Here is a 15,746-nt window from a genome sequence, read left to right as displayed (position 1 = left end):
AAAATGAAAGAGCTAAGAAATTATATTCTTTTAGGCGACTCAGCTTCGGCTACAAAACTATACTATCTACTTAAAGATAATGGATTTGAAGTAACCATAGCACCAACGCCAAGAAATGCAGACCATTGCTGTGGTTTGTGCATCATATATGAAGCACAAGATAAAGAAAAGATAGCGATACTCGCTGAGAAAAATTCTATAAAGATAGATAGATTTTGGGAAGACATCGTAAGAGATGATCCAAATAGAATGAGATTTTGCTAATATAAAAGGGATAGACTAAACGTCTATCCCTTGATTTTTGTTACACCTGTCTATTTAATAATATAGTTTTAAAATTAAGACCATTTTTATAATAATAATTTATTGATTTAAATGCATTATTTTTTAGAGCATAATCAAGAAATATTTTATCCCCCTCCCAATGAGGACTAGCGTAAAATTCCTCTTCACTCATAAACTTAAGAGTGCCTTCAGAACATTCTTTTATCTCGCCTTTATAATCGTCGCTGTAATATACATACATTTTTTCATAAGTACTAGAACCTATGTCGATGTAGCGAACCTCGCCCATGTAATAAAAAGTCTTAAGTGTAAGATTCGTCTCTTCATACACCTCACGCATAATGCACTCATCCTTCGACTCTCCCGGCTCAATCTTGCCGCCAATGCCAATGTATTTACCGTGATTAATATCATTTTTCTTTTTATTTCTGTATAAGAACAAAAACTTATTAGTAGTCTTGTCCTTGATGTAAATAACAGTGTAAGCTTGCTTTAATTTCATAATAAATTACCTTTTATTTGCAAAATTTATTCCAAAAATCCACCCAGCTGCCATGTACTTCTCTTTGGTCAATGTAAGTAAAAGTATCTTCATCATACCAATCATGGTTAACTATATCGTCAATAGTCTCAGGAACAAAAAAGTTGAAAAATTCTTTCTTGAACGAACTTCCATACTGTAAATAATATGCACCTACCATTTTCGTAAAATTGGTTTTCTTTACATCTTGTGGTTTATACAAAAGTGCTTCTCCAACCTGATTTAAATCAGGGCTTACTTCAAGAAAAACTAAACTTAAATCATCTTCCTTATAGCCAAGTATAAAACTTCTGTATTTATAGGAAACGGTACGAAGCACTACGAAATTCGCACCACCAATATCTTCTGAATAAGCATAAACTATTTTATATTCCGAACCATTATCTACTTTATTATCAAAGATTTCTCTCATGCGATTTTTGTTTTCATTGCTTTTTACATTATCTAACTCAACTGTTTTTTTGCCACCAAATAAATTAAACAAGCCCATTTTATTATCTCCTTTTATAATTTAGATTTTTTTCAGGTAATTATAGTATTTTTGCATTATTCCATTTATTAACTCAGTATAAACAAACTCAATAATTCCATTCTCTTCAAAAAGCCTTAAATGATAATGTATTTTAAGCCGCTAACTCATAAAGCATCTAAAAGGTCTTGTGCCGTCTTTGCTGTAGTGCCAATGTTGTAATTATTTTCAATCTTGCAGGATTACTTACTAAATTAATCTCTTTTAGTGTGCTTAATATGTGAACCTCATTCATTTTCACATCCTACTTACCATCTTTGAATATAAAATAGCATAAATTAATTCAACAGTCAAGTATTTTTTAACATTAAATCATATTTTGTATTTTATAATATTTTTTATAGGCACGATAATTTGTCAAACCTATTATACCAGAATACCTCTCTTATTTTATTTGTTTTTGTAACATATGTTATACCACATAACATTAAAATACTTCGTGAAAATTATTAACTGAAGGCAATTTTCTAATACTATTATTAAATATCCAATATACTGCTACTGCCAGTATTATAAAGCTAGCTAATAAAATTGTCATAGGACTTCCTAAGTATTCACCTAAGGCTCCGCCCATAAGTGCACCAAGAGGTGCCATGAATGTTGATATACCAACCATTGCTCCCATTGCACTTCCTAATTTATCTCTTGGAACTAAAATTTGCACCATAGTTTGAGCATATACATTAACAACTCCAACAACAAACCATCCAAGTCCATATAATATAACAGCTAGAATCATATTATTCGAAAAATATGAAACATCTGACCAAAATATACTAAGAATTAGCATACCACAAATATAAAGTTTACCAAGTGGGCACTTTTTAAATATTGAAAAGCTTGAAAATAATGATCCTATTAAGACGCCAGCTCCCATCGCCGCAAGCATAAGTGAATAATAAATTTCATCACTAGCAAAAGCAGGTAATACTGCGCTTATGCTTGTTGCAGCAAAATTAATAAAGACAACTCCAAATACTAAAGCATATATCCTAGAATCTTTAAATAGTGCTAAGCCTTCCTTTAGTTCTGCAAAATGATTTTTAATAAAGTTTTCATTATCTTTCTTTTTGTTTATATTGTATTCGCTCAAGCTTCTAGATAAAAATGTAAATAGTATAGCAGTTATTATAAAAGTGACAGAATCAGTATAAAATGCCGCCATAAATCCAAAAGACGAAATAGTAATTCCGGCTAAGGTATCAAATATTGCATTTGACCCTTGATATGCCATTGTCATTAAGGAATTTGCTGTAACTAGCTCGTCTTCACTAAGTATCTTAGGTAATAATGATATTTGTCCAGGATAAACTAACTGATTTATCAGTGATATAATAGGCATTATAATCATTATATGATATACTTCAAGTGCATTTAATGAGTGTAATAATGGTATTAATAAAATTAAGACAGCTTGTATAATTTGACTATTGATTAAAAATTTCTTCATATTTATTCTGTCAAGTATTGGACTTAAAAGTAGCTGCACTATAGCCGTGGATGATGTGAGAAATAGTGTTAGACCAGAATAAAACGTTGAGCCACTCATCTTATAAACAAGAAGTGTAGATGCTATCGCATACAAGCTGTCTCCAAAGTTGGTTATGAGTCTACCTAATAATAAGATATAAAAATCTTTACTTCTTATAAATTTCTTTTTTTCTTTATCTTTTTTAAACATTTTAACATTCTCCTTTTATTTATCGTTCAGTTTTATTTTACAGTTTACTTATTTTTTTCCGGTAAGCATATTACTTACCGGCATTAACTAATCTAATTTATAAACTTCTACTTGAAGTGTTTCCTTATCTCCTTCTCCAGCGCCATATTTTTTTATGAGTTTATCTAAGTCTTCACTAAATTCTTTATACTTTTCTTTATTAATTTTAAAGCTAAAAATATTTTCGTTTGATTCCTTATTAAAAATATCGCTCTTAGGTATAAAAGCTTTAGCTACTGGTAGAAAATATTTTTGCGTTATTCCATTTATTAGCTCTGTATGAACAACCTCTACAATACCATTGTCTTCAAGCAGCCTTAAGTGATAATGAATTTTCGAGCGGCTAACTCCAAGGGCATCCGAAAGATCTTGCGCAGTCTTTGCTGTAGTTCCAAGCGTTGTAATTATTTTTAGTCTTATAGGATCACTTACTAAATTAATTTCTTCTAGTGTGTTTAATATATGAACTTCTTTCATTTTCTCACCTCACTTACCATCTTTAAATATATGATAACATAAAATAATTCAACTGTCAAGTATTTTTTAACGTTAAATTATATTTTGTTAAGTTTCTTTTATATTATATTGTTTATTTTGCTAAAACACAAAAAAGCTACTAAGTAACAATACTTAGTAGCATAATACAATCTATTCAAATAAACAATCTTCAATCAATTCTTTATTCTTTAACTTATCTATCCACTCTTTTGGTATAGAGTTAAGACCCTATATAGCTGATCTTAATTTTGACATAAATCCCCCTCCATAATCATAGTTATTTATATATGAAAAAGGACCAAGTAGTTGAAAATACTTAGTCCTAAAGTGGCGCATCATGAGGGAGTCGAACCCCCGACCTTCTGGTTCGTAGCCAGACACTCTATCCAGCTGAGCTAATGATGCATGTAAATAAAATTATTAAAATTTTACTAAATGGCGCGACTAGGAGGAGTCGAACCCCCGGCACACGGATTAGAAGTCCGTTGCTCTATCCAGCTGAGCTATAGTCGCATATTATTTTATTTAATTGTAATATCATAACTAAGGTGCCTGGTTTGTAGCCAGATGGTCTATAGAGTTATAATATTTATGTAAAAAAAGCAGCAAAAGAATATTAAGTTTTGCTGCTATGGCGCGACTAGGAGGAGTCGAACCCCCGGCACACGGATTAGAAGTCCGTTGCTCTATCCAGCTGAGCTATAGTCGCATGTAACGTATGGAGCGGGTGAAGGGAATCGGACCCTCGCAACCAGCTTGGAAGGCTGGGGCTCTACCACTGAGCTACACCCGCAAATTTTGCGGTATTAAAAAAGAATATGGAGCGGAAAACGAGATTCGAACTCGCGACCCTCGCCTTGGCAAGGCGATGCTCTACCACTGAGCCATTTCCGCATATGGTGGAAGAGAGTGGATTTGAACCACTGAAAGCTTAGCTAACGGATTTACAGTCCGCCCCCTTTAGCCACTTGGGTACTCTTCCATAAGGCTATATAATAAAAGATTTGGAGCCGGCAGGAGGACTTGAACCCCTAACCTACTGATTACAAGTCAGTTGCTCTACCAATTGAGCTACGCCGGCAACTTAGGCGATATCTGTCGCCAATCTTTTATGGCGACCCGGATGGGGCTCGAACCCACGACCTCTAGCGTGACAGGCTAGCATTCTAAACCAACTGAACTACCGGGCCAACATGGTGGACGATATAGGGCTCGAACCTATGACCCCCTGCTTGTAAGGCAGATGCTCTCCCAGCTGAGCTAATCGTCCATGCATAAAATTTTATTAAAAAATAAAAATGGTGACCCTACCGGGATTCGAACCCGGGTAACCGCCGTGAAAGGGCGGTGTCTTGAACCGCTTGACCATAGGGCCATATTATATGTATTTTTTATTTATATATTAAATTGTGTGCTTTCACGGCTCCGCCGTGGCCTGCTTCTGACATTTTCCTACGGAAAATGAAACGAGACTGGCATCTGACCTAGCTGACATTCGTAAGCTCGCTATGCTCGCTTCTCATGTGCTTAGGTCATTAAAACGGCATGTGTCTTGAACCGCTTGACCATAGGGCCATATTATATGTATTATAGCATATATTAATTTTAAGGCAACTAAATTATATAAATAATTATGGTTGCGGGAGCAGGATTTGAACCTGCGACCTTCGGGTTATGAGCCCGACGAGCTGCCAGCTGCTCCATCCCGCGATGTCTTTTCTTTTTTGGTGCCGAGGATCGGAATCGAACCGATACGACCTTTAAGGGTCGCAGGATTTTAAGTCCTGTGCGTCTGCCAGTTCCGCCACCCCGGCTTATCTGGCGCTTGTGGTAAGACTCGAACTTACAACCTACCGGTTAACAGCCGGTTGCTCTGCCATTGAGCTACACAAGCATTTTTAAGTGGCGGCTACCTATTATCCCAGGTCGTCTCCAACCAAGTACCTTCAGCGTTAAGAGCCTTAACTTCCGTGTTCGGTATGGTTACGGGTGTTTCCCTCTTGCTATTGCTGCCACATTTCTTAATAACCATAATTCTTTAAATAAGCGTCTTTGATCAAGTTTTCGACATATTAGTACAGTTAGGCTCAAAGTATTACTACTCTTACACTTACTGCCTATCTACCTTGTGGTCTTCAAGGTGTCTTACTTAAAGGAAATCTTATCTTAAGGGGGGCTTCGTGCTTAGATGCTTTCAGCTCTTATCCTTTCCAAACGTAGCTACTGAGCTATGCAACTGGCGTTACAACTCATAAACCATTGGTTTGTCCATCCCGGTCCTCTCGTACTAAGGACAGCTCCTTTCAAATTTCCTACGCCCACGACGGATAGGGACCGAACTGTCTCGCGACGTTCTGAACCCAGCTCGCGTGCCTCTTTAATGGGCGAACAGCCCAACCCTTGGGACCTACTTCAGCCCCAGGATGAGACGAGCCGACATCGAGGTGCCAAACCTCCCCGTCGATATGAACTCTTGGGGGAGATAAGCCTGTTATCCCCAGGGTAGCTTTTATCCGTTGAGCGATGGCCCTTCCACGTGGTACCACCGGATCACTAAGTCCTGATTTCTCATCTGCTCGATCTGTTTATCTCGCAGTTAAGCTCCCTTCTGCCTTTGTACTCTTTGCACGATTTCCGTCCGTGCTGAGGGAACCTTTGAACGCCTCCGTTACTGTTTGGGAGGCGACCGCCCCAGTCAAACTGCCCAACTGACAGTGTCCCTAAACCGGATTACGGCTCAAGGTTAGAATTCCAGCACTACAGGAGTGGTATCCCACTTTTCGGCTCCTCTGATACTGGCGTACCAGGATCTAAGCCTCCCACCTATTCTGTACATGTACTACCGAAATCCAATGTCAGCCTACAGTAAAGCTCCATGGGGTCTTTCCGTCCTGTCGCGGGTAAATGGCATCTTTACCATTACTTCAATTTCACCGGATCCTTTGTTGAGACAGTGCCCAAATCGTTACACCTTTCGTGCGGGTCGGAACTTACCCGACAAGGAATTTCGCTACCTTAGGACCGTTATAGTTACGGCCGCCGTTTACTGGGGCTTAAGTTCTATGCTTCGCTATTGCTAACATTTCCCCTTAACCTTCCAGCACCGGGCAGGTGTCAGCTCCTATACGTCGTCTTTCGACTTAGCAGAAACTTGTGTTTTTGGTAAACAGTCGCTTGGGCCTATTCACTGCGGCCAGATCGCTCTGGCTCCCCTTCTCGCTAACTTACGGGGTCATTTTGCCGAGTTCCTTAACAAAGGTTCTTCCGCGCGTCTTAGGATTCTCTCCTTTCCTACCTGTGTCGGTTTACGGTACGGGTATCATTTATCTATTTAGCGGCTTTTCTTGACAGTGTGAAATCGGCTACTTCTCTACTTGTTTTCGATCCTCATCATAAATTAGCTTAGCCTGGTTATTAGTCCTGGCATGCCTTTTTATTTGAGCGTACTCGTCCATCTGGTACGCTTAGCTTATCCTTCTGTGTCCCCGCTTCATTTATACGATATTTGATAGTACTAGAATTTTTACTAGTTGTCCATCGGCTACTCCTTTCGGCCTCGCCTTAGGTCCCGACTTACCCTGAGGGGACGAGCCTTGCTCAGGAACCCTTAGGTTTTCGACGGGAGTGATTCTCACACTCCTTCTCGCTACTTATGCCAGCATTCTCTCTTGTGTTTCGTCCACAGCGCCTTTCGATACTGCTTCAGCCTATTACACAATGCTCCTCTACCACTCTTACGAGTCCACAGCTTCGGTATCCGATTTAGCCCCGGAAATCTTCGGCGCAAGGTCACTCGACTAGTGAGCTATTACGCACTCTTTAAATGTATGGCTGCTTCTAAGCCAACATCCTAGTTGTTTGGGTAACTTCACATCCTTTACCACTTAATCGGTATTTGGGGACCTTAGCTGATGGTCTGGGCTCTTTCCCTTTTGACATAGAAGCTTATCCCACTATGTCTGACTCCTTAGGTTTGTTTTCTTGGCATTCGGAGTTTGATAGGTTTTGGTAATGTATAAACACCCCGCAACCAGTCAGTAGCTCTACCTCCATTAAACATCCTAAAGGCTAGCCCTAAAGCTATTTCGAGGAGAACCAGCTATCTCCAGGTTCGATTGGCTTTTCACCCCTATCCACAAGTCATCCGATGTGTTTTAAACCACACCCGGTTCGAGCCTCCATTAAATTTTACTTTAACTTCACTCTGCTCATGGATAGGTCACCTGGTTTCGGGTCTACTCCTGTAAACTATTTCGCCCTATTAAGACTTGATTTCTCTTCGGCTTCGAAGCTTAACTTCTTAACCTTGCTTACAAAAGTAACTCGCTGGCCCGTTCTACAAAAAGTACAAGATTGCACTTTTCACGTGCTTTCTTTGCTTGTAAACGCAGGGTTTCAGGTTCTATTTCACTCCCCTTTCGGGGTTCTTTTTACCTTTCCCTCACGGTACTGTTCTCTATCGGTCACCAAGTAGTATTTAGCCTTGGGAGGTGGTCCTCCCGTGTTCCCACCAGGTTTCTCGTGCCTTGTGGTACTCGTTAAGCTTATTGAAATTCTAATATCTTTTCCTACAAGTCTTTCACTTTCTTTGGATGATTTTTCCAAGATCATTCGGATATCTTTTTAGTATTTCTTTAAGCGGGCTCTTTCCATTTCGCTCGCCGCTACTTTGAAAATCGATGTTTCTTTCTTTTCCTCGGGGTACTTAGATGTTTCAGTTCTCCCGGTATTGCTTCTATATACTATTTTATTCATATATAGATACTTAAGGTTTGCTTAAGTGGGTTGCCCCATTCGGATATCTCCCTTTCGTTTCTTGTTTGCAGATCTAGGGAGCTTTTCGCAGCTTTCTACGTCCTTCTTCGCCTCTTGGTGCCAAGGCATTCGCCCTGCGCTCTTAGTAACTTGACCTATTTTTTATAAAATCCTTTAACGCTTATTGTTAAAATTTACTGTATTTATTTTCTTTATAAATGTCGTTTCGTTTTCATTTGATTATGGTTATTAAGTTTTATTTGGTTTTGGCTTTTCTTTTGAAATGCCATGGTGGAGATGAGGAGATTCGAACTCCTGACCCCCTGCTTGCAAGGCAGGTGCTCTCCCAACTGAGCTACACCCCCATGGATAAATAGATATTTTTCATATCTTCTTTTGTTTGGATATTTTATTTAAGCAAAGCCCAAAGTGAAAAGAACTAATGTTCTCCTTAGAAAGGAGGTGATCCAGCCGCACCTTCCGATACGGCTACCTTGTTACGACTTCACCCCAGTCATTGACCCTACCTTCGACTGCTGCCTCCTTACGGTTAGCTCACAGGCTTCGGGTATTGCCTACTCCCATGGTGTGACGGGCGGTGTGTACAAGACCCGGGAACGCATTCACCGCAGCATTCTGATCTGCGATTACTAGCAACTCCGGCTTCATGATCTCGAGTTGCAGAGATCAATCCGAACTGGGATCGGTTTTTTGAGGTTTGCTTGATATCGCTATTTCGCTTCTCTTTGTACCGACCATTGTAGCACGTGTGTAGCCCAGGACATAAAGGGCATGATGATTTGACGTCATCCCCACCTTCCTCCGATTTGTCATCGGCAGTCCATCTAGAGTCCTCAGCTTAAGTCTGTTAGTAACTAAATGTAAGGGTTGCGCTCGTTGCGGGACTTAACCCAACATCTCACGACACGAGCTGACGACAACCATGCACCACCTGTATCCAAGGTAGATAAATCTAGGGTTTTTATCTCTAAAAACTTTCCTTGGTATGTCAAGTCCTGGTAAGGTTCTTCGCGTAGCCTCGAATTAAACCACATGCTCCGCTGCTTGTGCGGGTCCCCGTCAATTCCTTTGAGTTTCATACTTGCGTACGTACTCCCCAGGCGGAGTGCTTAATGTGTTAACGTACGGCACCTACTCGTATGAGCAGACACCTAGCACTCATCGTTTACGGCGTGGACTACCAGGGTATCTAATCCTGTTTGCTCCCCACGCTTTCGTGCCTCAGCGTCAGTTCAAGTCCAGAAAGTCGCCTTCGCCACCGGTATTCCTCCTAATATCTACGCATTCCACCGCTACACTAGGAATTCCACTTTCCTCTCCTTGACTCAAGCATATCAGTTTCAGATGCAATCTATGGGTTGAGCCCTTAGTTTTCACATCTGACTTAATTTGCCGCCTACGCACTCTTTACGCCCAATAATTCCGGACAACGCTCGCCCCTTACGTATTACCGCGGCTGCTGGCACGTAATTAGCCGGGGCTTTCTTCTATGGTACCGTCATTATCTTCCCATAGGACAGAGCTTTACGACTCGAAAGCCTTCATCGCTCACGCGGCGTCGCTGCATCAGGGTTTCCCCCATTGTGCAATATTCCCCACTGCTGCCTCCCGTAGGAGTTTGGACCGTTTCTCAGTTCCAATGTGGCCGGTCATCCTCTTAGATCGGCTACCCATCGCTATCTTGGTGGGCCGTTACCCTCACCAACTAATTAATGGGACGCGAGCTCATCTTACACCGAAATTCTTTAATCTATAAACCATGCGGTGAATAGATATCATATGGTATTAATCCCGGTTTCCCGAGGCTATCCCTTTGTGTAAGGCAGATTGCTCACGCGTTACTCACCCGTCCGCCACTAATCCAGAGATTCTTCACTCCGAAGAGATCGGATTCTCTTTCATCGTTCGACTTGCATGTGTTAAGCACGCCGCCAGCGTTCGTCCTGAGCCAGGATCAAACTCTCGATTAAATGGTTTATTTAATCCCAAGTTAACCTTGGCTCTTAAATTCGAAATTATTTTTAATCAATAAAAAAATTGATTGGTTTAAATCGTTCTTTTCACTTTTATTCAGTTTTGCTTGCCTTCTGGAGTCTTTCCAGATGACTTATCCATTCTACCATTTATTTTTTACTTTGTCAAGGGTTTTTGCGAATATTTTTACACAATTTTTAAAATTTTTTTAAAATTGTGTAAATACGTTTCTGTTACCACTATCTATAGTATTGTTTAGTATAAGCTATTATTATCTTTTGCAATAAATTTTCAATTTTTATTTATAAATCTAAAAAAACGCCCTCACTGGCTTACTCGTCAATGAGGGTTCATCTATTATTTATTCATCTATTTATTCATCATATCTCTTTGTTCTTTCATCTTCTCTAAGTACTCTTTGGTGCTCGGAGTATAGTCTTCTTTCTTCATCTGCTTTTCAAGTATAGCAATGGCGCTGTCTAGATTGCCGCTATTGTAGTTTGATATCGCAAGCTGATCCATGTACTGAGCGCTTTGTCTGTCTTTGCTCGCCTCTATCGCATAGTCAAGTGCTTCTTTGAAATTGCCCGTCATAGTCATTACAACACTTAAGTAGTAAAACACTCTGTCGTCCTTAGCATTATCAATGTTTTCTATCAATATATCATATGCTTCTCTAAATTTTTTCACGCCTATAAAGTACTCTGCTAGTTCTATTTTATACTCTTCATAGTCAAGACTCAAAATGCCCTCTACTTCTTCTTTTTTCTCAAGCTCGTTCTCAAGCTTCAGATATTTTTCAAAGTATGCCTTGCTTCTGATATAATCTTTTTTAAATCTATAGTAATAGCCTAGCTTGTATAAAGCGTATTTTGCTTCTTTATTATTAAGATATATCTTTTCAAAAATTTCTATAGCTTCGTCAATGGCCTTGTCTTTGTATTTTTCTTCAAGTAGTGAGACATATAAATATACATAATTTATATCGTCATAATTTTCTTTAAGATAATGGGCATAAATAAGTCTTATCTCTATGTCTGTATCTTCATTTAAGGCTTCATGTAATAAAAATTTGTCAAAGTCCTTCACATTTTTGATTACATCTTCATAAACAGCTTTGTGCTTAAAACTATTATCAAGTGCCAAAACTATGGGCATGGCTTTTAAAAATAATTTTGCGTCTATGTCTTCTTTATTCTCTTTTACAATATTTCTCATGTCCTTGATAAGCACTGGATAATCAACATTTTTCTTAAACGCGCCTCTTTCGTCTTTTAAGTCTATGAAAAATATTTCGCTTAATAAATATTTAAAGCTATCTATATTCATTAGTTCATTCTCCTTCTGAATGCTCTCATCCTCATGGATGAATTGTCAAGTAATTTGAATAGGTGACCTCTATATATGAAGATGATTGGCAATATAATGTAGCTCACTAGATATCTCAATGTAATTGTATCTGCATATATATCACTATTAAGTGCAAGCATCAATAGTATTGCCGCTAATAACCATTGAAGAAAGTTCTTTGCAAAAAATTTCGCTCCATAAGTAAAGATGGCAAAGCTATTGTTCCCTGTTTGATAAAGCGTTTCAAACGATGCATTAAAAATGAAAACAACGATTAAATTCACTATCATTTTTTGAATTAATAAAGTATGGTCTATTTGGTACGGATCGTAAAATGAGCCTGTTTTAAAAATCATATCTAAGGCTAAGCCAAACAAATATGTTATAAAAACGTAGTTAATTAACTTTGTTAGGTAGTATTTATATCCATAAAAAATACTATTTAAACTTATTTTTTCGCCTTCCACTATTCTTGACAAAAGACTCGCAATAAATGAAAATTTCAAGAGCATAAGTACATACATAAATAAACTTATAAGCATAATGGTAAAACCGCCGCCAAAAGCCATAGCAAGTGCCATGCTTATTATATTTGTCACATAATCAAAGGCAAATAGTCCAAGCATTGTTATGATTAAAACTAAAAAATTATCTTTAATTGTTACAAATAGCCTTTTAAACGCTTCTGTGTTTGTATAAATTATATCTTTGAACATAATCATCACTGATCCTTTCTACGTCCTCGTCAACAAGGTAGGCCGCTCCATCCATAAGTATGATAGCGACTTTATTGACAATATCTTTATTCTTCTCTTCTATATATTGCCATAAATAAGTTTTTCTAAACTCTTCATCTCTTAAAAGGCTATGAAGCTTGTCGCCTCTAAGCTTTGTAAATGGCATAAAATCTAGCGGTGCCTGTGATTTAACGTTTGCTGCATAATCAAGGCTTAAAGCCTCAATTAGTTTATCTGAAAGAATGTCTTTTGCTTTTAAAAATTCATAGACTAGTCTATATAAATTTTCTTTTTTAATAGTTTTATCCACGCCATATTTTTCATCTATAAAATTTGCTAGATCTTCAAACATTGCAAATGGGCTTGTATACTTTGATTCAAGTATGTCAAACGTCCTTTTAAAGCTTCCTTCGTTATAAATTTTGTCAACTACATAATCAATTTTCTTTAGCTCAATTATTTCATCTGTCGATAAAAATTCATTCTTCAAAACTTCATAAGGCGCATAATCAGTATACTTGTAGTCAAAAATCAACTCTTGCGAGCGAACTAAAGAGCCTTTAAGCATTTTCAAAAAGCCTAGCTGAATTTTTTCTATCTTAAAATCATAAAGATAATTAAAAGACTCTTTAAAGCTTTCAAAATCCTCGTAAGGAAGTCCAGCTATAAGATCTATATGCTGATGTATAGTACCTAAATCCTTAATCTTTTGTGAATGCTCTTTTATCTTTTCAAGGTCATTGTGCCTTTGAATCGCTTTAAGGGTTTTCGGGTTTATCGACTGAAGGCCAATCTCAAACTGAATCATATCCTTAGGAAGTTTCTTTAAAGTCTCGTAAAATCTATCACTCATCCTATCGAGAGTGATTTCAAAATGAAATTTTGTATTGGTTTTATTATTTTCTAAAATGTGTTCGATTATATTTATGGCAAAGTCTTCGTTTGAGTTAAAGGTTCTGTCTATAAACTTAACTATGGACGGCTTCATAGCTATTAGCCTATCTAAATCCATCTTCACTAAATCTATAGGCTTATATCTAAGACCTTTTATTGCTGAAGATAAACAAAAAGAACACCTATATGGACAGCCTCTTTGTGCTTCATAATAGAGTGTTCTATGCTCCAAAGCCTCTTCATCTTCATAAGGAAAGCTTAAATCCTTCATGTCGATAAGGGGTGCTTCTTCAGTTTTAATGTATCTATTATCATTAATATAGGCTAGATTGTGAACTTCATCAATGCTTAGCTCGCCTTGCTTATAAAGAATAAATTCTTTCATAGCTCTCTCGCCCTCGCCATAAATTATGTAGTCACAGTCTGGATTTGTTCTAAGAAAGCTTTCTTTTTCAAAGCTTACCTCAGGTCCGCCTAGGACTATAGTGTAGCTTGGCTTAATCTTTTTAAGTGAATTAATTACTTTTCTTATATGATCAATGTTCCAGATGTATGACGAAAACATAAGTACATCAGCGTCTTTCTTATGAAGCTCATAGACAATCTTCTCCAAAGGCTCGTTTATGGTAAATTCCTCAAATGAAGAATCCACCATATCTTTAAGCTCATTGTTTAAATATCTTATAGCAATATTTGTATGTGAAAACTTTGCGTTAATACCTACAAATACGACTTTCATTACATTCTATCTGGAGTTTGTACTCCTATTAAGTTCATGCCTACTTTAATTGCTTTTTGAACTATGTCAACTATAGCAAGTCTTGAATTTGTAAGCTTTTCGTCATCTGTAATTATTTGATTTGCTGCGTAATACTTGTTAAATGCTTTTGCTATGTCGATGATGTTTCTTGTGATATAGAATGCTTCGTATTTTTCCATAGCTAAAACTATAGTTCTTGGTAAATCGTAAACATATTTTAAAATTTCGTATGCTTCATCTTTAACTAGATTAAAATCAACTTTAGCTGGATCGAATCCGCCGTTCTTTTCGATTAATGATTTGCATCTAGCATAAGTGTATTGAGCGTAAGGACCTGTTTCTCCCTCGAATGAAAGTGTTTTATCCCAATCAAATACATAATCTTTAATTCTTTGGTTAAATAGCTCTTGGAAAACTATTGCTCCAGTACCAACCATCTTAGCAACTTCTTCTTTATTTTCAAGATTTGGATTTCTCTTTTCAATAATTTCTCTAGTTTTTTCTATTGCCTTGTTTAAAACGTCTTCAAGTTTTAATACTCTTCCTTGTCTAGTTGATAAAGCGCCGTCCTTTAATGAGATTAAGCCAAAGTTAACGTGTATACAATCATCTGCCCACTCGTCTCCCATAAGCTTAAGAACTTGCTTCCATTGTTGGAAGTGAAGATTTTGTTCGCTGGCAACTACGTAGATGTTTTTGTAGAAATCATAAGTTTTCTTTCTGTATCTTGCTGCAGCTATGTCTCTTGTCGCATAAGTTGTTGTTCCGTTGGACTTAACTATGATTAGTGGAGTTAGTCCATAAGGTTTTAAGTCAACAATGTATGCGCCGTCGTCCATCTTGCCTATGTTCTTTTCTTTTATCTCTTCGATAACTGCTGGCATCTTGTCTGAGTAGAATGCCTCTCCCTTGTATGAGTCATATTTTATTCCAAGCATATCATATACTTTTTCGAACTCAACTATAGAAAGTTTCTTCATCCAAGTCCATATTTCAGTTGCTTCTTCATCGCCTTGTTCAAGCTTTTTAAACCAGTCTCTAGCTGTGTCTCTTGCAGCTGGATCAAGCTCTTGAAGCTTATTGTATCTTACATATAAATCAAGAAGTTCATCAATAGGATTCTTTTCGATAGCTTCTCTGTCGCCCCATAATTTATAAGCTGCTATAAGCATACCAAATTGAGTACCATAGTCACCTAAGTGGTTGATGGCGATTGTGTTATAGCCAAGGTGCTTGAATATATGATAAAGAGCGTTACCAATAACTGTAGATCTTATGTGACCTATGTGCATTGGTTTTGCAATGTTAGGTGACGAGAACTCAACGATAACGTTTTTGCCCTTACCCATGTCTGATGAACCGTACATATCGCCTTTTTCTTCTATCTCTTTATAAACTGTTTCTAGAAGTTTTTCTTTACAGATAAAGAAATTTACATAAGGTCCTGCATTTTCTACTTTGTCAAAATATTCATTGTGTGATAGTTTTTCTTTAATCTCTTCAGCGATTAAATTAGGTGCCTTCTTATATGTTTTTGCTAGTCTAAATACTGGGAAGGCGTAATCGCCCATATCTAACGATGGCGGTGTTTCAATTAGGTTTTCTATCTCTTCTTTAGATAGTCCCTCAATTACTGTGCTTAACGCATCTCTTACTTTTTCCTTAAAATTTATCATAATTAC

The 15,746-nt window shown here is 37.6% G+C and carries 9 protein-coding genes, 14 tRNA genes and 3 rRNA genes; 1 reads left to right on the top strand and 25 read right to left on the bottom strand.

Annotated features, from left to right (window positions below; translation table 11 throughout):
• Window positions 1-3: 3 nt before the first annotated feature.
• Window positions 4-264 (top strand): putative Se/S carrier protein, encoded by a 261-nt coding sequence (locus M1R53_RS02480; protein WP_249242947.1) that lies wholly within the window; start codon window positions 4-6, stop codon window positions 262-264.
• A 40-nt stretch (window positions 265-304) separates the two neighbouring features.
• On the opposite strand, the gene M1R53_RS02475 is transcribed toward M1R53_RS02480, so the two are convergent.
• The 25 genes from M1R53_RS02475 to argS all read right to left on the bottom strand — a co-directional run bounded on the left by M1R53_RS02475 (window position 305) and on the right by argS (window position 15,737).
• On the bottom strand, window positions 305-787 hold the full coding sequence (locus M1R53_RS02475) for an NUDIX hydrolase (RefSeq protein ID WP_249242946.1): 483 nt from the start codon (window positions 785-787) through the stop codon (window positions 305-307).
• Between the two features lie 13 nt (window positions 788-800).
• Entirely contained in the window at window positions 801-1,316 is a 516-nt protein-coding gene (locus tag M1R53_RS02470; protein WP_249242945.1) for a hypothetical protein, read from the bottom strand.
• Between the two features lie 466 nt (window positions 1,317-1,782).
• Window positions 1,783-3,036, bottom strand: coding sequence for an MFS transporter (locus M1R53_RS02465; protein WP_249242944.1), 1,254 nt, complete (start codon window positions 3,034-3,036; stop codon window positions 1,783-1,785).
• Window positions 3,037-3,123: 87 nt separating this feature from the next.
• Complete coding sequence (locus M1R53_RS02460) at window positions 3,124-3,552, bottom strand: winged helix-turn-helix domain-containing protein (protein ID WP_249242943.1); 429 nt, start codon at window positions 3,550-3,552, stop codon at window positions 3,124-3,126.
• Between the two features lie 349 nt (window positions 3,553-3,901).
• Window positions 3,902-3,978, bottom strand: a tRNA-Arg gene (locus tag M1R53_RS02455).
• Between the two features lie 31 nt (window positions 3,979-4,009).
• Window positions 4,010-4,086 (bottom strand) — tRNA-Arg (locus M1R53_RS02450).
• A gap of 119 nt (window positions 4,087-4,205) precedes the next feature.
• Window positions 4,206-4,282, bottom strand: a tRNA-Arg gene (locus tag M1R53_RS02445).
• 10 nt (window positions 4,283-4,292) lie between these two features.
• Window positions 4,293-4,366 (bottom strand) — tRNA-Gly (locus M1R53_RS02440).
• A 26-nt stretch (window positions 4,367-4,392) separates the two neighbouring features.
• Window positions 4,393-4,467: transfer RNA gene (locus tag M1R53_RS02435), tRNA-Gly, on the bottom strand.
• A 3-nt stretch (window positions 4,468-4,470) separates the two neighbouring features.
• Window positions 4,471-4,555 (bottom strand) — tRNA-Tyr (locus M1R53_RS02430).
• Window positions 4,556-4,578: 23 nt separating this feature from the next.
• A tRNA-Thr gene (locus tag M1R53_RS02425) sits at window positions 4,579-4,654 on the bottom strand.
• Between the two features lie 31 nt (window positions 4,655-4,685).
• Window positions 4,686-4,763, bottom strand: a tRNA-Asp gene (locus M1R53_RS02420).
• 4 nt (window positions 4,764-4,767) lie between these two features.
• Window positions 4,768-4,843, bottom strand: a tRNA-Val gene (locus M1R53_RS02415).
• A gap of 29 nt (window positions 4,844-4,872) precedes the next feature.
• Window positions 4,873-4,948, bottom strand: a tRNA-Glu gene (locus M1R53_RS02410).
• 259 nt (window positions 4,949-5,207) lie between these two features.
• Window positions 5,208-5,283, bottom strand: a tRNA-Met gene (locus M1R53_RS02405).
• 15 nt (window positions 5,284-5,298) lie between these two features.
• Window positions 5,299-5,387: transfer RNA gene (locus M1R53_RS02400), tRNA-Leu, on the bottom strand.
• Window positions 5,388-5,392: 5 nt separating this feature from the next.
• Window positions 5,393-5,467: transfer RNA gene (locus M1R53_RS02395), tRNA-Asn, on the bottom strand.
• A 6-nt stretch (window positions 5,468-5,473) separates the two neighbouring features.
• A 5S ribosomal RNA gene (gene rrf / locus M1R53_RS02390) occupies window positions 5,474-5,590 on the bottom strand.
• Between the two features lie 35 nt (window positions 5,591-5,625).
• Window positions 5,626-8,484, bottom strand: a 23S ribosomal RNA gene (locus tag M1R53_RS02385).
• 133 nt (window positions 8,485-8,617) lie between these two features.
• A tRNA-Ala gene (locus M1R53_RS02380) sits at window positions 8,618-8,693 on the bottom strand.
• Window positions 8,694-8,783: 90 nt separating this feature from the next.
• Window positions 8,784-10,319 (bottom strand): 16S ribosomal RNA (locus M1R53_RS02375).
• Together the 16S, 23S and 5S rRNA genes with 14 tRNA genes alongside form the textbook arrangement of a ribosomal RNA operon.
• Before the next feature lie 373 nt (window positions 10,320-10,692).
• The gene (locus M1R53_RS02370; RefSeq protein WP_249242942.1) at window positions 10,693-11,652 is read right to left on the bottom strand and encodes a tetratricopeptide repeat protein; all 960 of its coding nucleotides are present in this window, start codon (window positions 11,650-11,652) and stop codon (window positions 10,693-10,695) included.
• A complete protein-coding gene (locus M1R53_RS02365) occupies window positions 11,652-12,389 on the bottom strand; it encodes a hypothetical protein (RefSeq protein WP_249242941.1) in 738 nt (245 codons plus the stop codon). The genes M1R53_RS02370 and M1R53_RS02365 overlap by 1 nt, the downstream gene beginning before the upstream one ends.
• Window positions 12,349-14,043 (bottom strand): B12-binding domain-containing radical SAM protein, encoded by a 1,695-nt coding sequence (locus M1R53_RS02360; RefSeq protein WP_249242940.1) that lies wholly within the window; start codon window positions 14,041-14,043, stop codon window positions 12,349-12,351. Before M1R53_RS02360 ends, M1R53_RS02365 begins: the two co-directional genes overlap by 41 nt.
• Window positions 14,043-15,737: an arginine--tRNA ligase gene (gene argS / locus M1R53_RS02355; RefSeq protein WP_428979551.1), complete on the bottom strand. Its 1,695-nt coding sequence runs from the start codon at window positions 15,735-15,737 to the stop codon at window positions 14,043-14,045. The genes M1R53_RS02360 and argS overlap by 1 nt, the downstream gene beginning before the upstream one ends.
• Between the last annotated feature and the right edge of the window lie 9 nt (window positions 15,738-15,746).

The organism is Fenollaria massiliensis, from assembly GCF_023347705.1.
Taxonomy (GTDB): Bacteria; Bacillota; Clostridia; order Tissierellales; family Peptoniphilaceae; genus Fenollaria; species Fenollaria massiliensis.
Note: the sequence above shows the minus strand (reverse complement) of the source record. Positions and strands in the feature narration are given on the sequence as shown.